The organism is Pseudomonas putida S13.1.2 (assembly GCF_000498395.2).
Taxonomy (GTDB): Bacteria; Pseudomonadota; Gammaproteobacteria; order Pseudomonadales; family Pseudomonadaceae; genus Aquipseudomonas; species Aquipseudomonas putida_Q.
Genome location: NZ_CP010979.1, coordinates 3,693,609 through 3,712,710, shown reverse-complemented (window position 1 = coordinate 3,712,710; position 19,102 = coordinate 3,693,609). Strand labels below are relative to the sequence as shown.

Genomic DNA, 19,102 nt, shown 5'->3' with positions numbered 1-19,102 from the left:
CTACAAGTGCTGCGTAGGCCACAGCAACGGCCATGCACTCAACCTGGCCTGCGCCGCCAGCCGGCTGATCGCGCCGTCCAGCTCATCCAGCGCTTGCTGCGCCTGTGGGTGTTCCTGCTTGAGCAAGGTCTCGCTACGCTGGCAAGCGGCGCGCAGCTGTGGCACCCCGCAATAACGCGAGGCACCGTTCAGGCGGTGTACCTGTTCTATCAGGGCGGTGCGGTCGTCAGCCTCGCGGGCGGCGCGTATGGCCTCGCGGTCGGCGTCCAGCGAGGACAGCAGCATGCTGAGCATGTCGGCCGCCAGGTCGGCCTTGCCTGCCGCCAGGCGCAAGCCTTCTTCGGGGTCGAGCACCTTCAGGTCATCACCGCTGGCCAACTGCTCGGTCAGCGCCTGTTGCGGCACACCCAGGCTCAAACCCGTCCACTTCATTACCACCTGGGCCAGTTGCCGCTCGCTGATCGGCTTGGTCAGGTAGTCGTCCATGCCGGCGTGCAGCAATGCGCGCTTTTCGTTGGCCATGGCATGGGCGGTGAGGGCGACGATTGGCAACGGGTTGGCACTTTGGGTGTTTTCCCAAAGGCGGATCTGCTCGGTGCAGGCGCGGCCATCCATGCCGGGCATTTGCACGTCCATCAGCACCAGGTCGAACGGCTCGTCCTGCACGGCTTCTACTGCTGCATAGCCGTTGTCGACGGCCAGCACCTGGGCGCCCAGGTCTTCGAGCAGGGTCTGCACCAGCAGCAGGTTGGCGGCATTGTCGTCAACGCAAAGGATCTTCGGCTGGCGCTGGCCGTTGACGCTGTGCGCTTCGCCCTGCGGGCGACGCGGTTGCACCAGCTCCATCAGCAGGCGGCGCAGTTTGCGGGTGCAGGTAGGCTTGGACAGCAACTGGCCATGGCCGTTGGGCAGGTAGGGGTGGTACAGCGCCTGCTCGGTGGTGGGGCATAGCACCACACACTGGCAATGGTAACGCTCGAGTTGCTGGTGGTAGTGGCCCAGTTGCTCGGGCGACAGGTTGCCCAGGTTGGCCCCGAGCACGGCGAACTCGAACGGCAGGCCGGCCTGGCTGGCGGCCTGTACCGCTTGCAGCAACTGGTCATAGGAGGCGAACAGGCTGACGCTGAGGCCGCAGTCTTCCAACTGGTGCTCCAAGGCCTGGCGCGCCAGCTCGTGGCCATCGACGATGGCTGCACGGCGGCCCAGCAGCGGCTGCATCGGCTGCTCCTCGAGGTCGTCGTGGGCTTTGGGCAGGTTGAGGCTGATCCAGAACTGCGACCCTTCACCCGGGGTGCTGTCGACACCGATTTCGCCCCCCATCTGCTCGATCAGACGCTTGGAAATCACCAGCCCCAGCCCTGTGCCGCCAGGTTGGCGGGCCAACGAGTTGTCGGCCTGGCTGAAAGCCTGGAACAGCGTGCGCACCTCTTGCGGCGACAGGCCGATACCGGTGTCCTGCACGCTGATGCGCAGCTGCGCGCTGTCTTCGTGCTCGTCTTCGAGCATGGCGCGTACGACAATGGTGCCTTCGCGGGTGAACTTGATGGCGTTGCTGACCAGATTGGTGAGGATCTGCTTGAGCCGCAGCGGGTCGCCGACCAGTGACGAAGGGGTGTCGCGGTAGATCAGGCTGAGCAATTCCAGCTGCTTGGCGTGGGCGGCCGGGGCGAGGATGGTCAGGGTGTCCTGGATCAGGTCGCGCAGGTTGAACGGGATGCTGTCGAGCACCAGCTTGCCAGCCTCGATCTTGGAGAAGTCGAGGATCTCGTTGATGATCCCCAGCAGGTTGTCGGCGGACTTCTCGATGGTGTTCAGGTAGTCCAGCTGGCGTGGCGTCAGCTCGCTTTTCTGCAGCAGGTGGGTAAAGCCGAGGATGCCGTTGAGCGGGGTGCGGATCTCGTGGCTCATGTTGGCCAGGAACTCCGACTTGATGCGGCTGGCCTCGAGGGCCTCCTTGCGCGCCATGTCCAGCTCGATGTTCTGGATTTCGATGGTTTCCAGGTTCTGGCGTACGTCTTCGGTGGCCTGATCGATGCTGTGCTGCAGTTCTTCGTGGGCGTTCTGCAGGGTTTCGGCCATGCGGTTGATGCCGCGGGCCAGCTCGTCCAGCTCATGGCTGCCCATGGTCGGCAGGCGTTCTTCCAGGTGGCCGTCCTTGAGCTGATTGACCGCGTGCTTGATGCGTTCGATGGGGTCGTTGATGGTGCGGCTCATGCGCAGCGCCAGCAGGCCGCTGAGTACCAGGCAGGCGAGGATCAGCAACAGGCTGGTGAACAGGTTGCGGTAACCCCGCAGCAGGGTGCCGTCGTGCGACAGCTCGATCTCGACCCAGCCAAGCAGGCGCTCGGCTTCGGCCGGCACGGCATCAGTGGCCAGGTCGCGGTGGTGGCCGAACACAGGCATCAGGTATCGGGTGGCGTCATTGCCGCTGCGTTGCAGCAACTGCGTGCCGGTACCGCCACTGGGCGGCTGGTTGAGCATGCTCGGGCCAGCGTGGGCCAGGCGCGTGCGGTCCGGGGCCAGGAAGGCGACCGCACGTACATCGGCCTGCTCCAGGGTTTGCGCGGCGATGCGCTCCAGCTGTGCGGGGGCAAGCCGGGCCATGGCGGGTGCAGCCAATGGCGCCAGCTGCTCGGCGATCATCTTGCCGCGTTGCAGCAACTGGGTGCGCAGGTCGTTCTGTTGCAGCCAGGTAAAGTAGCTGCCGAGTACCAGGGCCATCAGGCCGGCCGGCAGCAGGGCCAGCAGCAGGACCCGGCTGCGGATTCCCAAACGATCGAGCACACTCGCCTCCTGTCATGTGCCTGGATGCCGTCAAGCGATGACGGCCAACCCGGGAAGTTACTCTGCCTGCGGCGCTATTGCACCTCTTTAGTAGCTGTTTTGCAGCATTGCCGGGGCATTGGTCGCAGGGCGGTTGCCTGGCAGGCATTGGATGCTCAATAATTGCGCAATTGAGAATAAATGGCAGTTGCCAATGAATCCTGTAGCTATTTACAACTCCAATATCCTCGCCATCGAGGACGACCCGGTCCTGGGTGCCTATCTGCACGAAGAGCTGCAACGCGGCGGCTTCCAGGTAACCTGGTGCCGTAATGGTCTGGAGGGGCTGGAAACGGCGGGTCGCCAGGTTTTCGATGTGGTGCTGATGGATATCCTGCTGCCCGGGCTGAACGGCCTGGATGCCTTGGCGCAGTTGCGCAGGTGCAGCGCGACGCCGGTGATCCTGATGTCGGCACTGGGTGCAGAGGCCGATCGCATCAGCGGGTTCCAGCGCGGGGCCGACGATTACCTGCCCAAGCCGTTCAGCATGGCCGAGCTGCAGGTGCGCATCGAGGCAATCTTGCGCCGGGTGGCCCTCGAACGCCGTTATCAAGCCCCGCTGGAGCATGCCGCCTGCGGCGAGCTGCAGTTCGACGAGGGGCTGTGCGACGTACGCCTGGATGGCCGCCTGGCGGGCCTGACCCCCAGCGAATACAGGCTGTTCGACATCCTCAATCGCAACTTCGAGGATGTCCTGAGCAAGCCGTTCCTTTACCAACAGGTGTTGCAGCGCGGCTATTCACGGCATGACCGCAGCCTGGACATGCACGTCAGCCAGATCCGCCGCAAGCTCAAGGGCATCGACTATCACGAACGGCAAATCCGTACCGTGTGGGGCAAGGGTTACGTGCTCAGCGCCAGCGAGGCGGAGTGAAGCATGCTTGACCGCCATTCGCTGTTCTGGAAACTGGCCATCCTGCTGGTGGGCTTCTGCCTGCTGATGATCGGCCTCAGTTACACCTGGGGCCGGCACATGGAAATCCAGAACGCCTTCCTCTCGGAACCGGCGCGGCAGGCATTGCGTGGCTATGCCGGCGAGGCTGAACAGGCCTGGCGCAGCGGTGGGCGGGAAGGGCTGGACCAGTGGGTGGCGGCGATGCATCAGCGCGAACGGGGTTGGATTGGCGTGCTCGATATCAACCTGCGGCCGCTCGACAGCGCCACCCTCGACCCACAGATCATGCAGCGGCTGACGCGCCTGCGTGGTGTCGACTGGCCGATGAGCCGGCGCAGTGTCGACCAGCCGTGGGTACGTATACCGTTCCCGGGGGCGCCGGAGCAGGGCATGCTGGTGATCGAACTGCCGCAGCGGTTCAACCCGGACCAGTACCGGTTACTGTGGCGCATCGTCACCAACGGCATCATCCCCGGCCTGTTCACCTTGCTGCTGTGCGTAGGCTTGTACCGCATGTTGATCGTGCCGCTGAACCAGCTGCGCGAGCAGGCCAATGCCTGGCGCGCCGATCAGTTATCGGCGCGCCTCGACTCGCGCACCATCGCCCGCCATGACGAGCTGGGCGAGCTGGCCCGCGCCTTTGATCAGATGGCCGAGCGCCTGCAGGGCACGGTGGCCATGCAGCAGCAGTTGCTGCGCGACCTGTCCCACGAAATGCGCACGCCATTGAGCCGGTTACGGGTGGCCTGCGACGGCGAAACCGACTTGCAGCGCCTGCGCGAACGCCTGACCCGTGAAGTGGACTGCATGCAGCAGTTGGTGGAAGACACCCTGCAGCTGGCCTGGCAGGACGCCGAACGTGCGCCGATGAACCTGGAGCCCATCGAAGTCCACGCGCTTTGGGAACTGCTGGCCGAGAATGCCAGCTACGAAAGCGGCTGGTCGCCCGCGCGCCTGCGCTGCGAAGTACCGGCCGACTGTTGGGTGCAGGGCAACCTCAACCACTTGGCCCAGGCACTGGAAAACATCTTGCGCAATGCCATTCGTCACTCGCCGGCCGAGGGTGTGGTGCGCCTGGGTGGGCAGCGCGAGGGCAGTTATTGGTGGCTGTGGCTGGAGGATGAAGGCGGCGGTGTGGCAGAAGAGGACCTGGAGCGGATCTTCGCGCCGTTCTCGCGGCTGGACGGTTCTCGGCCGGGGGATGGTGGTTTTGGCCTGGGCTTGAGCATCGCCCGGAGTGCCATTCAGCGCCAGGGCGGGACCTTGTGGGCGCAGAATGGCAAGCATGGGCTGCGGCTGTGGATGCGATTGCCGTTACATGTGCCGGCCCCTTCGCGGGTGCACCCGCTCCCACAGGCTCACCACTACTCTTGAGGTCAGTGGAGTACCTGTAGGAGCGGGTTTACCCGCGAAGAGGCCCGCACAGGTCCACGTTATAGCTTGTAGCTATATACACCACAGATTGCGTGATATGGCCGCGAGGGGTTTGCCGGTATGATAGGCGCCCCTGCCGTCCGGATTGTGAAATACGCCATGACCTTGCAGTACCCAACCATCGCCGATTGCGTCGGCAATACGCCCCTGGTTCGCCTGCAGCGCATTGCTGGTGAAACCAGCAACACCCTCCTGCTCAAGCTCGAAGGTAACAATCCTGCCGGCTCAGTGAAGGACCGCCCGGCGCTGTCTATGATCACCCGCGCCGAACTGCGTGGCCAAATCAAGCCCGGCGACACCCTGATCGAAGCCACTTCCGGCAACACCGGTATCGCCCTGGCAATGGCGGCGGCGATCAAGGGCTACAAAATGATCCTGATCATGCCCGACAACTCCACCGCCGAGCGCAAGGCCGCCATGACCGCCTATGGCGCCGAGCTGATCCTGGTGACCAAGGAGGAGGGGATGGAAGGCGCCCGCGACCTGGCCGAGAAGCTCCAGGCCGAAGGCCGCGGCCTGGTGCTTGACCAGTTCGCCAACGGTGACAATCCGATTGCCCACTACAACAGCACCGGCCCTGAGATCTGGCAGCAGACCCAGGGCACCATTACCCATTTTGTCAGCTCCATGGGTACCACCGGCACCATCATGGGCTGCTCGCAATACCTCAAGGAGCAGAACCCGGCGGTACAGATCATCGGCCTGCAACCGATGGAAGGCTCTGCCATTCCGGGCATTCGCCGCTGGCCCGAGGAATACCTGCCGAAAATCTTCGACGCCACCCGCGTCGACCGCGTGGTCGACATGTCGCAGCAGGAAGCCGAAGACACCACCCGCCGCCTTGCCCGTGAAGAGGGCATTTTCTGCGGCGTGTCTTCTGGTGGTGCGGTTGCAGCCATGCTGCGCCTCTCGCAAGAAGTGGAAAATGCCGTGATGGTCGCGATCATTTGCGACCGCGGCGACCGTTACCTGTCCACCGGCCTGTTTGATCCGAGCTAAATGTCCAAGAAAAAAAGCAACAGCGGCCTGCGCTTCCAGCCGGCCGGCGGCAACCGCACTCCCCAGGTCCCCGTGGGCAAGAAGCAGCGCCTGGACATCGAGCGCCTGGCCGGTGATGGCCGTGGCATCGCCTTCCTCGACGGGCGCACCTGGTTCGTCAGTGGCGCCCTGGCCGGTGAGGCCGTGGAGGCGCGGGTGCTCAACGCCCGTGGCAAAGTGGTCGAGGCCCGCCTGGAGCGGCTGCTGCAGGCCAGCCCCGAACGCCGTGAGGCACCGTGCCGCCACTACGCGCGCTGCGGTGGCTGCAACCTGCAGCACCTACCGCATGAAGCGCAGCTGGCGCTCAAGCAGCGTACCCTGGCCGAGCAACTGCAGCGGGTAGCCGGCGTGCAACCCGAGGAATGGGCCGCACCCCTGAGCGGGCCGGAATTCGGCTACCGGCGCCGGGCCCGTGTGGCCGTGCGCTGGGACGTCAAGGCGCGTCAGCTGGAGGTGGGCTTCCGTGCCGAAGCCAGCCAGGACATCATTGCCATCGACGACTGCGCGGTGCTGGTACAGCCCTTGCAGTCGATTTTGCGCCACCTGCCGACGGTGCTGCGCTCGTTGAACAAACCTCAGGCGCTGGGCCACGTGGAACTGTTCAGTGGCACCGCCGACGCAGTGTTGGTGCGCCACGTCGCGCCGTTGCAGGCAGAAGACCTGGCAAAATTGCAGGCGTTCTGTGAACAGGCCAGTGCCCAGCTGTGGCTGCAGGGTGAGGGTGAGCCGGCGCCGGTGGACCCGGCCGCGCAACTGGGCTTTGCCCTGGCGCCGTGGCAGCTGGAACTGGCCTGGCGCCCAGGTGACTTCGTGCAGGTGAATGCCCAGGTCAACACGGCGATGATCGAGCAGGCCCTGGCCTGGCTCGCACCGCAGGCTGACGAGCGGGTGCTGGACCTGTTCTGCGGCCTGGGCAACTTCGCCCTGCCGCTGGCCCGCAAGGCGCGTGAGGTCGTGGCAGTGGAAGGTGTACAGGCCATGGTCGATCGGGCCGCGGCCAATGCCCGGAACAACAATGTGCATAACGCACGGTTTTTTCAGGCCGATTTATCGCAGCCTTTGGCAGGCGCCGGATGGGCCGCCGAGGGCTTTTCTGCGGTACTCTTGGATCCACCGCGCGACGGTGCTTTCGAGGTGGTGCAGGGCATCGCACGCCTCCAGGCCAAACGGCTGGTCTACGTATCGTGCAACCCGGCCACGCTGGCGCGAGACGCGCAGGTGCTGGTCGGCCAGGGGTACCGGTTAAAAAGGGCCGGGATTCTCGACATGTTTCCTCAAACGGCGCATGTCGAGGCCATGGCGTTATTCGAAGCGGGCTAGCAGACTGGCCCCTTGGTGCGGCTTCCATGGAATGGCGGCCGCACGGTGATCGCCAGCGCACCCGCGTGGTGCGCTGTATGGAAAGGTAAAACAAAGATGGTACAGGTGAGAGTGCACCAGCCGGTCAACACCGACGGCAGTATCAATCTCGAAGGATGGTTGGACCATGTGGTAAGCGTCGATTCGGCACTGGATCGCGCAGCGCTCAAAGAAGCCTGCGAGTTTGCCCATGAGATCGAGAAAAAGGGCAACCCGGCCAAGCATTCCTGGGCGGACGGTACGTCCAGCTTCCAGGCGGGCCTGGAAATTGCCGAAATCCTGGCGGACCTCAAGCTTGACCAGGATTCCCTGGTGGCAGCGGTCATCTACCGTTCGGTACGCGAGGGCAAGGTGACCCTGGCCGAGGTCAGCCAGCGGTTCGGTCCGGTGGTGTCCAAGCTGATCGACGGCGTGTTGCGCATGGCCGCCATCAGCGCCAGCCTCAGCCCGCGGCAGTCGCTGGTGCTGGGCTCGCAGGCGCAGGTCGAAAACCTGCGCAAGATGCTCGTGGCCATGGTCGACGATGTGCGTGTGGCACTGATCAAGCTGGCCGAGCGGACCTGTGCAATCCGTGCGGTCAAGGCCGCCGACGACGAGAAACGCCTGCGTGTCGCGCGTGAGGTGTTCGACATCTATGCGCCGCTGGCGCACCGCCTGGGTATCGGCCACATCAAGTGGGAGCTGGAAGACCTGTCCTTCCGCTACCTCGAACCCGACCAGTACAAGCAGATTGCCAAGCTGCTGCACGAGCGCCGGCTGGACCGCGAACGCTTCATCAGCGACGTGATGAACCAGCTGCAGAACGAGCTGCTGGCCACCGGCGTAAATGCCGACATCAGCGGCCGGGCGAAGCATATCTATTCGATCTGGCGCAAGATGCAGCGCAAAGGCCTGGAATTCAGCCAGATCTACGACGTGCGTGCAGTGCGCGTGCTGGTGCCGGAAATTCGCGACTGCTACACCGCGCTGGGTATCGTACACACGCTGTGGCGGCACATCCCCAAAGAGTTCGACGACTACATCGCCAACCCCAAGGAAAACGGCTACCGCTCGCTGCACACCGCAGTCATCGGCCCCGAGGGCAAGGTGCTGGAGGTGCAGATCCGCACCCACGGCATGCATGAAGAAGCCGAGCTGGGGGTTTGTGCCCACTGGCGCTACAAGGGCACCGACGTAAAGCCCAGCTCCAACCATTACGAAGAGAAGATCTCCTGGCTGCGCCAGGTGCTGGAATGGCACGAAGAGCTGGGCGACATCGGTGGCCTGGTTGAGCAGTTGCGGGTCGACATCGAGCCGGACCGGGTCTACGTGTTCACCCCTGACGGCCACGCCATCGACTTGCCCAAGGGGGCGACCCCGCTGGACTTCGCCTACCGTGTGCACACCGAAATCGGCCACAACTGCCGGGGTGCCAAGATCAACGGCCGTATCGTGCCGCTGAACTACAGCCTGCAGACCGGTGAGCAGGTGGAGATCATCACCAGCAAGCACGGCAACCCCAGCCGTGACTGGTTGAACTCCAACCTGGGCTACGTCACCACCTCGCGGGCGCGGGCCAAGATCGTGCACTGGTTCAAGCTGCAGGCACGTGACCAGAACGTCGCCGCCGGCAAGACCTTGCTCGAACGCGAACTCAGCCGCCTGGGCTTGCCGCAGGTGGACTTCGAGCGCCTGGCCGAGAAGACCAACGTCAAGACTGCCGAGGACATGTTCGCCTCGCTCGGCGCGGGCGACCTGCGCCTGGCCCACCTGGTCAACGCCGCCCAGCAGTTGCTGGAGCCCGAGCGTATCGAGCAGATCGAACTGGTGCCGCGCAAGCCGACCGGCCCGCGTACCGGCAAGCGTGGCGACATCCAGATCCAGGGGGTTGGCAACCTGCTGACGCAGATGGCCGGCTGCTGCCAGCCGTTACCGGGCGACGCCATTGTCGGTTACATCACCCAGGGCCGCGGCGTGAGCATCCACCGCCAGGACTGTGCTTCGGTGCTGCAGCTTGCAGGCAAGGAGCCGGAGCGCATGATCCAGGTGAGCTGGGGGCCGATCCCGGTGCAGACCTATCCGGTCGACATCGTCATCCGTGCCTATGACCGCCCAGGGCTGCTGCGCGATGTGTCGCAGGTGCTGCTGAACGAGAAGATCAACGTGCTGGCGGTGAACACCCGCTCGAACAAGGAAGACAACACGGCGCTGATGTCGCTGACCATCGAGATTCCGGGCCTGGACGCGCTGGGGCGCCTGCTGGGGCGGATCTCGCAGTTGCCGAACATCATCGAGACGCGGCGTAATCGTACCCCTTGAGACCGGGGCGCCTGCTTCGCGGGTAAACCCGCTCCCACAGGGTTCGTGCAAATCCTGAGACGTGTACTGAACCTGTGGGAGCGGGTTTACCCGCGAAGAAGCCACCGCCGAAGGACCTGCTTACATGACCTACACCCTCGAAGACCTGTTGCACCTCATGGCCCGTCTGCGCGACCCGCAGTACGGCTGCCCGTGGGACCTGAAGCAGAACTACGCGAGTATCGTTGCGCACACCATAGAAGAAGCCTACGAGGTCGCCGACACCATTGAGCGCGGCGATTTCGAGCACCTGCAGGGTGAGCTGGGCGACTTGCTGTTCCAGGTGGTCTACTACAGCCAGCTGGCCCGGGAAGAGGGGCGGTTCGAGTTTGATGGCGTGGTCGACAGCATCACCCGCAAGCTGATCCGCCGCCACCCCCATGTATTCCCCACCGGCGAGCTGTATGCGCCGCTGGACACCCCTAGCCTGAACGAGGCCCAGGTCAAGTCACGCTGGGAAGAGATCAAGGCGCAGGAGCGTGCCGAGAAAAGCACGCCCGAGCAACTGTCGCTGCTCGACGACGTACCGTCAGCCTTGCCGGCCCTGTCGCGGGCAGCCAAACTGCAGAAGCGTGCGGCCACCGTCGGTTTTGACTGGCCTGCTGCATTGCCGGTGCTGGACAAGGTCCGCGAAGAGCTGGATGAAGTACTGCAGGCCATGGCCGACGGTGATGCCGATGCGCTTGAAGATGAGGTTGGCGACCTGCTGTTCGCCGCTGTCAACCTGGCCCGCCACCTCAAGCAAGACCCAGAAAACGCCCTGCGCCGCGCCAACCGCAAGTTCGAGCGACGTTTCCGTTTTATCGAACAGGCATTGCGCGACAGTGGGCGCCCCATTGAAGATTGTGACCTTGACGAACTGGACGCCCTTTGGGGTGAAGCCAAGCGTCAGGAAAAGAACCTGCCCAGCTGCGGCTGAGCTGTTGCATAAGTGAGTGAACATTCATGAGCCTTTCCCTTCGCGACCAATTGCTCAAAGCCGGTCTGGTCAACCAGAAACAGGTCTCGCAGACCAACAAAGCTGAAAAGAAACAGAAGCGCATGGAGCACAAGGGCCAGGTCGAAATCGACGACAGCCAACAGCGCATTGCCAAGGAAGCCATGGCCGAAAAGGTCAAGCGCGACCAGGAGCTGAATCGTCAGCAGCAGGAAAAGGCTGAGCAGAAGGCCCGTGCCGCGCAGGTCAAGCAGTTGATCGAAGCCACGCGCCTGCCCAAGCTGAACACCGAGGATTACTACAACTTTGTCGACGACAAGAAGGTCAAGCGCATTGCCGTCAACGCCCTGATGCGGTCCAAGTTGAGTAACGGCGCACTGGCGGTCGTGGCCCATGCGGGCGGTTATGAGGTCATTCCTCGTGAGGCGGCGGTGAAGATCCAGGAGCGCGACCCCAACCGTATCCTGCTGCTCAACACCCATGTCGAGGAAGCGGACGAGGACGACCCGTACGCGGCCTACAAGATCCCGGACGATCTCATGTGGTAAACACGAAAAACCCCGCCTTGGCGGGGTTTTTCATTTGAAGAGTGCTCACTGCGTGGTGCGCTGGCTTTCCAGGACTTCCAGCTCTGCGCGGTACTGGTGGGCTTCGTGTTCATTGTGGAACATGCCCACCAGCTGGCCTTGTTGGTGCACATCCCAGATCCGCACGCCAGCGGCCAGGCCTTCGTGGGACATTCTCGATTCGTCGCGTTCGGTTACTTGGACTGTCATCGGTAAACTCCACTTCTTCAGTTGGCTGCGACAGTGTGTCGCACACCCTCTTTATAGAGTTTGTTAGCCGGCTAAGTAAATAAAACAGGCATGAAACAAGTTTCATGTAACCCTTGCGCTCCCACAGGAATACACCCACGAGCCTGTTTCTCCAAGGCACAAAAAAGCCCCGCACTGGGCGGGGCTTCGGGTGCTGCTGGCAGTGCGGGATCAGTTACCCTTCACCGGCTTGCCATCGACCGAGCCATCCTGCAGCACGATCACATACTCCTTGCCATCAGTCTCGACCTGGCGCAGTTGCACCAGCAGGTAGTCCCAGTTCTTGGCGAACCACAGCTCGGTGATGCGCTTGCTCTGGCTTGGGTCGCGCACGCGCTCGACCTTCACTGCATCGACCTGGCCGGTCTTGGTGGTGACCTTTTCGGTACCCAGTACGCGGAAGTCGTAGGTGTCGATCTCGTCACCGTCGACCACCTGGTAGGTCATGCTCTTCTTGCCAGCGGCCACGTCATGCTGCAACGCCAACTGGTAGGAGGACTTGTCCAGCACGCCGCGGATCAGCGGCAAGTTGACGGCATCGCCACGGTCGCTGCCGGTGACCTTCTTGCCGGTCCAGTCGAAGTTCAGGTCAACCTTTTTGGCTTTGCCCAGGCCGCCGCGTTCGAAGTGGTACTTCTGCGGCAGCAGGGTGTCGTTTTCCAGGCGCAGGGTGCTTTGCTCGGTCAGGCTGGCGATCATCATGGAAGCCTTGAAGTTAAGGTCCCAGGTACCGTTGGCATTCTTGACCAGGCTGCGCTCGGCGGTGCCACTCATGGGCAGCTGTTTCCAGTCGGCGGTGTAGCTGGCCGAGAAAGGCTTGAGATCAGCTGCCTGAAGGGGCAGAGCAAGCACGGCGAGAGCCAAGAGCAGGGCGCGACGCATAAATTCTCCTAGGATCGAATCAAGTGACCGCTGGCCGCCAGCGGCTGGCCATCCAGTAATGCACCCTGTTCGCCAAGGCGCAAGCGCCCTTCAGCGAACCAGCGTACCGCCAGGGGGTAGATCAGGTGTTCCTGGCGGTGTACCCGCTGGGCCAGGCTTTCGATGGTGTCTTCAGACGCCACCGGTACCACAGCCTGTACGACCAGTGGGCCGCCATCGAGTTCCTCAGTCACGAAGTGTACGCTGCAGCCATGCTCGGCGTCGCCTGCCTCCAGCGCCCGGCGATGGGTATGCAGGCCTTTGTACCTGGGCAGCAACGACGGGTGGATGTTGAGCAGGCGGCCCTGATAGTGGCGCACGAAGCCGCCACTGAGGATACGCATGAAACCGGCCAGCACCACCAGGTCTGGGGCGAAACCGTCGATGCGTGCTACCAGCGCGGCATCGAAGGCCTCGCGGCCGTCGAACTGAGTATGGTCGAGCACGGCGGTATCGATGCCGGCCGCCGCCGCGCGCTGCAGGCCGTAGGCATCGGCGCGGTTGGAAACCACCGCACGGATGCGCACCGGGCTGTCCTGGCCTTGGCAGCTGTCGATCAGAGCTTGCAGGTTGCTGCCGGAGCCCGACAGCAACACCACTACATTGCAGGTCTTGCTTGGCATCAGTGTGCCTTGAGGTTTTGCAGCTCGACCTGGGCGGCGCCTTCGGCGGCTTCGGCGATGTGGCCGATGACCCATGGCTGCTCACCGGCGGCGCGCAGTTCGTTCAGGGCGGCTTCGACCTGATCCTGGGCGACGCAGATGACCATGCCGACGCCGCAGTTCAGCACGCGGTGCATTTCATGCTCGTCGACGTTGCCTTTTTCCTGCAGGAAGTCGAACACCACCGGGCGCTGCCAGCTGGCTACGTCGACCACGGCCTGGGCGTTTTTCGGCAGTACGCGCGGGATGTTGTCCAGCAGGCCGCCACCGGTGATGTGGGCCATGGCCTTCACGGCACCGGTGTTCTTGATCAGTTGCAGCAGCGGCTTGACGTAGATACGGGTAGGCGCCATCAGCAGGTCGGTCAGCGGCTTGCCGTCCAGCTGGGTGTTCTCGATGTCGGTGGCGGACACTTCGAGGATCTTGCGGATCAGCGAGTAGCCGTTGGAGTGCGGGCCCGAAGACGGCAGGGCGATCAGCGCGTCGCCAGTGGCAACCTTGGAGCCGTCGATGATCTCGGCCTTTTCCACCACGCCCACGCAGAAGCCGGCCAGGTCGTAGTCTTCGCCTTCGTACATGCCAGGCATTTCGGCGGTTTCACCACCGACCAGCGAGCAGCCAGCCAGTTCGCAACCGGCGCCAATGCCGGTAACCACGGTGGCGGCCACGTCAACATTCAGTTTGCCGGTGGCGTAGTAGTCGAGGAAGAACAGCGGCTCGGCACCGCACACCACCAGGTCGTTGACGCACATGGCGACCAGGTCCTGGCCGATGCTGTCGTGCTTGTTCAGGTTCAGCGCCAGGCGCAGCTTGGTGCCCACGCCGTCGGTGCCGGAGACCAGCACTGGCTGCTTGTAGCCGGCCGGGATCTCGCAGAGGGCGCCGAAGCCGCCCAGGCCACCCATGACTTCAGGGCGTGCGGTGCGTTTTGCCACGCCCTTGATGCGTTCGACCAGTGCTTCGCCGGCGTCGATGTCTACACCGGCGTCCTTGTAGCTCAGGGAGGGTTGCTTGCTCATTGATCCAGGCCTTTAGGAGGGAGGGATTCTTAAAAACGACCATGACGGCCAAGACCGGCGGGTAAGCGGCGGCTGCCTGAAACATCAGTGGTCTGTGAAGGCGCGCGATTTTATCAGGGTTGCCGGGCAGCGGCCATCCTCAGGCCGACGGGCAGGGCGGTAAATTGTTGAAAAAGGGCCGAGGGTGGTTGATGTGGTTGCATGTGTATAAGCTGCAAGTAGCGAGCTTCGTGCTCGACTGGACAGGAATCCTCCATGCGTTTTTTCAATATTCTGGCAGCCGGTTGCCTGGCCCTGATAGCGGCCACCGCCCAGGCTGAAAATGTCTCTGGCCTTTATCAGGTACGCGAGCCGGTCACCGGGCAGGGCGCCGAAGCCCGTACCGCTGCCACCGCCAAGGCCCTCGACACGTTGGTGCTGCGCCTGACCGGCGACCCAAAGGCAGTGCAGAGCCCGGCGTTGGCCGCGCTGCGCAAGGACCCGCAGCAAATCATCAACCAGGTGGGCAGCGAAGCCGGCCCGCCCGAGTCGGTGCTGGTGGAGTTCGACCCGGGCAGTACCGAGCGCGCCCTGCGCAAGGCCGGCCTCGCGCTGTGGGGCAGCAATCGGCCCTCGATTCTGGGCTGGTGGCTGAACGACAGTGCCGATGGCAGTAGCCTGGTCGGTGACGGCCAGGCCAGCGCCCAGCCTCTGCGTCGTGCCGCCCAGCACCGTGGCCTGCCGCTGCGCCTGCCACTCGCCGACCTGCAGGAGCAACTGGTGGCCAATGCCAAGCAGATCGAAGGCAGCAACCCCGCACCGCTGCGTGAGGCCTCCGAGCGCTACGGCGCCGACGCCTTGCTGGCTGTACATGCCCAGGAAGCCGACGGCAAGTGGCAAGGCAAGTGGCAGTTGTGGTTGGGCGACCAGCGTGAGCAAGGTACTGCCGAGGGGGCCGACCCGGCAGCCTTGGCCGATGCGGTGATGTTGGCGGTCAGCAGCCGCCTGGCGCCGCGTTATGTCGCCCGCCCGGGCGCCAGCAGCCAGATGCAAGTGCAAGTGCAGGGTATGAGCCTGCAGCGTTATGCCGAGCTTGCCCGTGTGCTTGAGCCCTACGGCCCGCGCCTGCAGATGGCCGAAGGCACCACCCTGACCTATGGCGTCACCGGCAACCGTGAGCAATTGCGCGCGCAGCTTGGCCTGGCCAAGTTGCAGGAACTGCCCGCCGACCAGGCGCCCGCAGTGCCGGTCGCGCCAGCCCCGGCAGCGAGTACGGCGGGTGAGCAACCCGCGTCGGCCTCGCCTGCGCCCACGCCGTTCGACGGCCTGCGTTTTCGCTGGTAAATGGAGCATACCTTGACCGATGTTCGTCGCTGGATCTGGCTGGGTGCTGCCCTGCTGATCGCTGTGCTGCTTTATAGCTTGCACAACATTCTTACGCCGTTCCTGGTCGGCATCCTGCTGGCCTACCTGGCCGACCCGCTGGTTGACCGCCTGGAACGCCTGGGCCTGTCGCGCACCTGGGGTGTGGTGGTGGTGTTCAGCCTGTTCACCTTGTTACTGATGGCCTTGCTGCTGGTGCTGGTGCCGATGCTTGCCAAGCAGCTGGTGCGCCTGTACGAGCTGGCGCCGCAAATGCTCGATTGGCTCGAACAGGTGGCGCTGCCTTGGGTGCAGGGTCGCCTGGGCCTGGCCGATGGCTTCTGGAAGTTCGACAAGATCAAGGCCGCCATCGGCGCGCATATGGGGCAGACCACCGATATCGTTGGCATGCTGCTGTCCCAGGCCACCGCTTCGAGCCTGGCGTTGATGGCCTGGCTGGCGAACATGGTGCTGATTCCGGTGGTGGGTTTCTATCTGCTGCGCGATTGGGACCTGATGATGGGCAAGCTGCGCGGCCTGCTACCGCGCCAGCGTGAGCCGCAAGTAATGGGCCTGGCAGGCGAATGCCATGAAGTGCTGGGGGCATTCGTGCGCGGGCAGCTCATGGTGATGGTGGCCTTGGGCATCATTTATTCGGCCGGGCTTATGCTGGTGGGGCTGGAACTGGGGCTGCTGATCGGCATGCTCGCGGGGCTTGCGGCCATCGTGCCGTACATGGGCTTCATCATCGGCATTGGTGCCGCACTGGTGGCCGGCCTGTTCCAGTTCGGCGGCGACCTGTACCCGATGCTGGGCATCGTTGCGGTGTTCATGGTCGGCCAGGCGCTGGAAGGCATGGTGCTAACCCCGCTGCTGGTGGGTGATCGCATCGGTCTGCACCCGGTCGCGGTGATCTTTGCCATCCTCGCCGGTGGTGAGCTGTTCGGCTTTACCGGGGTGCTGCTGGCCCTGCCGGTGGCGGCGGTGATCATGGTGCTGCTGCGCCATGCGCATGACCTGTACAAGGAATCGGACATGTACGCCGGAGACATTGACCCGCAGCTGTAATGTACAGGCTTGTGCTAAACCGGTGGGAGCGGGCATGCCCGCGAAGAATGTGACACGGTGCATGGCACCGGCTTTGCCGGTGTTCGCGGGCACGCCCGCTCCCACAGGGTTCGATGTCAGCCGCAAAATAGCGCAACTTGTTGATTTTGCTTGTGCTATCCATTGCCGTGATTGTGCGCCCAGCTTTGCGGGTATAGACTTTGCAGATTGTTCACCAAAGGCCCCCTGCGGTCCTGCCGACCGCCCGCGAGCATGAAACCACCGATCCAGTTGCCCCTGGGTGTGCGCCTGCGCGATGACGCCACCTTCATCAACTACTATCCGGGCGCCAATGCTGCGGCATTGGGTTACGTCGAGCGGCTATGCGAAGCCGACGCCGGCTGGACCGAGAGCCTTATCTATCTGTGGGGCAAGCAGGGTGTGGGCCGTAGCCACCTGCTGCAGGCCGCCACCCATCGTTTCCAGCAACGCGGCGAACCCGCCGTCTACCTGCCATTAGCGCAACTGCTCGATCGTGGTGTGGAAGTACTCGACTACCTTGCCCAGTACGAACTGGTGTGCATCGACGACCTGCATGTAATCGCCGGCAAGGCAGACTGGGAAGAGGCCATGTTCCACCTGTTCAACCGCCTGCGCGACAGCGGCCGGCGCCTGCTGCTGGCCGCCTCGGCATCGCCACGGGAGCTGCCGATCAAGCTGCCGGACCTGAAGTCGCGGCTGACCCTGGCCCTGGTGTTCCAGATGCGTGGCCTGTCCGACGAAGACAAGCTGCGTGCCTTGCAGTTGCGTGCTTCGCGCCGCGGCCTGCACCTTACCGACGAAGTCGGCCACTTCATTCTCACCCGCGGTGCGCGCAGCATGAGTGCGCTGTTCGACCTGCTCGAACGCCTCGATCAGGCCTCGCTGCAGGCACAACGCAAGCTGACCATCCCGTTTCTCAAGGAAACGCTGGGCTGGTAACCCCCTGAAAACGCTGGGCCAGAGCGGCAAAACAGAAAAGTCACATCTTTTTCGATAAAATTTGCAAATGGCCATGATAGAGGGCATAGTTTCCCCCTCTAAAGGATTACAGACACGGTCGTGCCCATGCTAAAGCGCTTCGCACCCCTCGTGCCACTCGCACTCGTGACCCTGCTTTTTGGCTGCGCGGCCCAAGGCCCAGCTTCTCATTCAGAGCCGCAGACCCAGGGTCACACCCCGATCGCCGCACAATCGGCAATCAAGGCCAAAGCCTCGTCCTCGTCGGTCTTCGGCGAACCGGAAGAGCTGGCCACTGAAGATGACCTGCAGGCTTTCTCCAGCAGCAGCAAGCCTTACCAGCTGCCAGTCCTGGCGGACAGCATTCTCGAGCGCGGCATGTCGTTGATCGGCACCCGTTACCGCTTCGGTGGTACCTCGGAAAAGTCCGGTTTCGACTGCAGTGGTTTCATCGGCTATCTGTTCCGCGAAGAGGCGGGCATGACCCTGCCGCGTTCCACGCGTGAAATGATCAACGTCGATGCCCCGAAAGTGGCCCGCAACAAGCTCAAGCCAGGTGACCTGCTGTTCTTCAGCACCAATGGCCGCGGCCGCGTCAGCCATGCCGGCATCTATCTGGGTGACAACCAGTTCATCCACTCCAGCAGCCGCCGCAGCGGTGGCGTGCGCATCGACAGCCTCGGTGACCGCTACTGGAGCAAGACCTTCATAGAAGCCAAGCGTGCCTTGGCCATGGCGCCGACCAACATCGCGCGTAACTGATAGCTAAATGATATACCCTGCCACGGCGGCGATGCTTTTGAAAAAAAGCTCGCCGCCGTGCGCATTTACAGAAAGCGTCTAATCTAAATTCTCAACTCTTTTCGGCTGCGGCGTAGCGGTCTCAGACAGGATGTTCTGGCCATGATAAAGATGGCGCGCTTTGCATTTCTCTCCCTGACAGCATTGCTTGCTGCCTGCTCCAGCCGTGCGCCTGCGCCGGCCCCTGTGGTTCAGCCGCAGGTTTCCTATAGCCAGCCCACCCCTTCGCCGATTGCCGACGACGTATTGATCCGCGCCATTGGCCTGGTGGGCACGCCCTACCGCTGGGGCGGCAACACCCCGGACTCCGGCTTCGACTGCAGTGGTTTGATCAAGTACGTCTACCGTGATGCTGCCGGTATCAGCTTGCCGCGTTCGACGCGGGAGATGATTGTCATGCGCGCACCGACGGTGGATGCCAAGGCACTGCAATCCGGCGACCTGGTGTTCTTTGCCACCAGTGGCGGTTCCCAGGTCAGTCATGCAGGCATTTATGTAGGGGAAGGGCGCTTCGTGCATGCGCCTTCAACGGGCGGCACGGTTCGTCTGGACTACTTGTCCAACAGCTACTGGGCCAAGGCTTACCTGCAGGCCAAGCGCGTGATTCCGCAAGGGCATCTGGCACAGAACCCCTGACACCGTTGAGTGACATACCTCAGAAGCAGTTCAGCGCT

17 protein-coding genes are annotated in these 19,102 nt (G+C 63.3%); 12 read left to right on the top strand and 5 right to left on the bottom strand.

Going from position 1 to position 19,102, the window contains the following annotated elements; all coding sequences use genetic code 11:
• The gene (locus N805_RS16355) at positions 1-2,784 is read right to left on the bottom strand and encodes a response regulator (RefSeq protein ID WP_019473076.1); all 2,784 of its coding nucleotides are present in this window, start codon (positions 2,782-2,784) and stop codon (positions 1-3) included.
• Between the two features lie 193 nt (positions 2,785-2,977).
• On the opposite strand from N805_RS16355, the gene N805_RS16350 reads away from it, so the two are divergent.
• The 7 genes from N805_RS16350 (at position 2,978) to N805_RS16320 (ending at position 11,371) form a co-directional block, all read left to right on the top strand.
• The gene (locus N805_RS16350) at positions 2,978-3,697 is read left to right on the top strand and encodes a response regulator transcription factor (RefSeq protein ID WP_019473075.1); all 720 of its coding nucleotides are present in this window, start codon (positions 2,978-2,980) and stop codon (positions 3,695-3,697) included.
• Between the two features lie 3 nt (positions 3,698-3,700).
• Positions 3,701-5,092 (top strand): sensor histidine kinase, encoded by a 1,392-nt coding sequence (locus tag N805_RS16345; RefSeq protein WP_019473074.1) that lies wholly within the window; start codon positions 3,701-3,703, stop codon positions 5,090-5,092.
• A 159-nt stretch (positions 5,093-5,251) separates the two neighbouring features.
• Positions 5,252-6,151, top strand: a complete 900-nt coding sequence (gene cysM, locus N805_RS16340; RefSeq protein WP_026034628.1) for a cysteine synthase CysM — start codon at positions 5,252-5,254, stop codon at positions 6,149-6,151.
• Positions 6,152-7,510: a 23S rRNA (uracil(1939)-C(5))-methyltransferase RlmD gene (gene rlmD, locus N805_RS16335; protein ID WP_019473072.1), complete on the top strand. Its 1,359-nt coding sequence runs from the start codon at positions 6,152-6,154 to the stop codon at positions 7,508-7,510.
• Between the two features lie 96 nt (positions 7,511-7,606).
• On the top strand, positions 7,607-9,847 hold the full coding sequence (relA, locus tag N805_RS16330; protein ID WP_019473071.1) for a GTP diphosphokinase: 2,241 nt from the start codon (positions 7,607-7,609) through the stop codon (positions 9,845-9,847).
• 124 nt (positions 9,848-9,971) lie between these two features.
• Positions 9,972-10,805 carry a nucleoside triphosphate pyrophosphohydrolase gene (gene mazG / locus N805_RS16325; RefSeq protein ID WP_019473070.1) on the top strand — a complete coding sequence of 278 codons (834 nt, stop codon included), beginning with the start codon at positions 9,972-9,974 and terminating at the stop codon, positions 10,803-10,805.
• A gap of 26 nt (positions 10,806-10,831) precedes the next feature.
• On the top strand, positions 10,832-11,371 hold the full coding sequence (locus N805_RS16320; RefSeq protein ID WP_019473069.1) for a DUF2058 domain-containing protein: 540 nt from the start codon (positions 10,832-10,834) through the stop codon (positions 11,369-11,371).
• 45 nt (positions 11,372-11,416) lie between these two features.
• Here the strand turns inward: N805_RS16320 and N805_RS16315 are convergent, their stop codons facing one another.
• From N805_RS16315 to purM, 4 genes are all read right to left on the bottom strand, one after another.
• Positions 11,417-11,599 (bottom strand): hypothetical protein, encoded by a 183-nt coding sequence (locus N805_RS16315; protein WP_019473068.1) that lies wholly within the window; start codon positions 11,597-11,599, stop codon positions 11,417-11,419.
• A gap of 210 nt (positions 11,600-11,809) precedes the next feature.
• Complete coding sequence (locus N805_RS16310; RefSeq protein ID WP_019473067.1) at positions 11,810-12,520, bottom strand: DUF3108 domain-containing protein; 711 nt, start codon at positions 12,518-12,520, stop codon at positions 11,810-11,812.
• Positions 12,521-12,528: 8 nt separating this feature from the next.
• The gene (gene purN / locus N805_RS16305; protein WP_019473066.1) at positions 12,529-13,182 is read right to left on the bottom strand and encodes a phosphoribosylglycinamide formyltransferase; all 654 of its coding nucleotides are present in this window, start codon (positions 13,180-13,182) and stop codon (positions 12,529-12,531) included.
• A complete protein-coding gene (purM, locus tag N805_RS16300; protein WP_016485267.1) occupies positions 13,182-14,240 on the bottom strand; it encodes a phosphoribosylformylglycinamidine cyclo-ligase in 1,059 nt (352 codons plus the stop codon). Before purM ends, purN begins: the two co-directional genes overlap by 1 nt.
• A 255-nt stretch (positions 14,241-14,495) precedes the next feature.
• On the opposite strand from purM, the gene N805_RS16295 reads away from it, so the two are divergent.
• The 5 genes from N805_RS16295 to N805_RS16275 all read left to right on the top strand — a co-directional run bounded on the left by N805_RS16295 (position 14,496) and on the right by N805_RS16275 (position 19,064).
• The gene (locus tag N805_RS16295) at positions 14,496-15,563 is read left to right on the top strand and encodes a DUF2066 domain-containing protein (RefSeq protein WP_019473065.1); all 1,068 of its coding nucleotides are present in this window, start codon (positions 14,496-14,498) and stop codon (positions 15,561-15,563) included.
• Between the two features lie 12 nt (positions 15,564-15,575).
• A complete protein-coding gene (locus tag N805_RS16290) occupies positions 15,576-16,649 on the top strand; it encodes an AI-2E family transporter (RefSeq protein WP_019473064.1) in 1,074 nt (357 codons plus the stop codon).
• A gap of 252 nt (positions 16,650-16,901) precedes the next feature.
• Positions 16,902-17,609, top strand: coding sequence for a DnaA regulatory inactivator Hda (gene hda / locus N805_RS16285; RefSeq protein WP_016485270.1), 708 nt, complete (start codon positions 16,902-16,904; stop codon positions 17,607-17,609).
• Positions 17,610-17,735: 126 nt separating this feature from the next.
• A complete protein-coding gene (locus N805_RS16280; RefSeq protein ID WP_019473063.1) occupies positions 17,736-18,389 on the top strand; it encodes a C40 family peptidase in 654 nt (217 codons plus the stop codon).
• Between the two features lie 141 nt (positions 18,390-18,530).
• Positions 18,531-19,064 (top strand): NlpC/P60 family protein, encoded by a 534-nt coding sequence (locus N805_RS16275; protein WP_019473062.1) that lies wholly within the window; start codon positions 18,531-18,533, stop codon positions 19,062-19,064.
• Positions 19,065-19,102 lie beyond the last annotated feature (38 nt).

Coding starts and splice junctions, on each gene's coding strand:
- N805_RS16350 (WP_019473075.1), top strand. CDS start 2,978: ATGAATCCTGTAGCTATTTACAACTCCAATATCCTCGCCATCGAGGAC.
- N805_RS16345 (WP_019473074.1), top strand. CDS start 3,701: ATGCTTGACCGCCATTCGCTGTTCTGGAAACTGGCCATCCTGCTGGTG.
- cysM (WP_026034628.1), top strand. CDS start 5,252: ATGACCTTGCAGTACCCAACCATCGCCGATTGCGTCGGCAATACGCCC.
- rlmD (WP_019473072.1), top strand. CDS start 6,152: ATGTCCAAGAAAAAAAGCAACAGCGGCCTGCGCTTCCAGCCGGCCGGC.
- relA (WP_019473071.1), top strand. CDS start 7,607: ATGGTACAGGTGAGAGTGCACCAGCCGGTCAACACCGACGGCAGTATC.
- mazG (WP_019473070.1), top strand. CDS start 9,972: ATGACCTACACCCTCGAAGACCTGTTGCACCTCATGGCCCGTCTGCGC.
- N805_RS16320 (WP_019473069.1), top strand. CDS start 10,832: ATGAGCCTTTCCCTTCGCGACCAATTGCTCAAAGCCGGTCTGGTCAAC.
- N805_RS16315 (WP_019473068.1), bottom strand. CDS start 11,599: ATGACAGTCCAAGTAACCGAACGCGACGAATCGAGAATGTCCCACGAA.
- N805_RS16310 (WP_019473067.1), bottom strand. CDS start 12,520: ATGCGTCGCGCCCTGCTCTTGGCTCTCGCCGTGCTTGCTCTGCCCCTT.
- purN (WP_019473066.1), bottom strand. CDS start 13,182: ATGCCAAGCAAGACCTGCAATGTAGTGGTGTTGCTGTCGGGCTCCGGC.
- purM (WP_016485267.1), bottom strand. CDS start 14,240: ATGAGCAAGCAACCCTCCCTGAGCTACAAGGACGCCGGTGTAGACATC.
- N805_RS16295 (WP_019473065.1), top strand. CDS start 14,496: ATGCGTTTTTTCAATATTCTGGCAGCCGGTTGCCTGGCCCTGATAGCG.
- hda (WP_016485270.1), top strand. CDS start 16,902: ATGAAACCACCGATCCAGTTGCCCCTGGGTGTGCGCCTGCGCGATGAC.
- N805_RS16280 (WP_019473063.1), top strand. CDS start 17,736: ATGCTAAAGCGCTTCGCACCCCTCGTGCCACTCGCACTCGTGACCCTG.
- N805_RS16275 (WP_019473062.1), top strand. CDS start 18,531: ATGATAAAGATGGCGCGCTTTGCATTTCTCTCCCTGACAGCATTGCTT.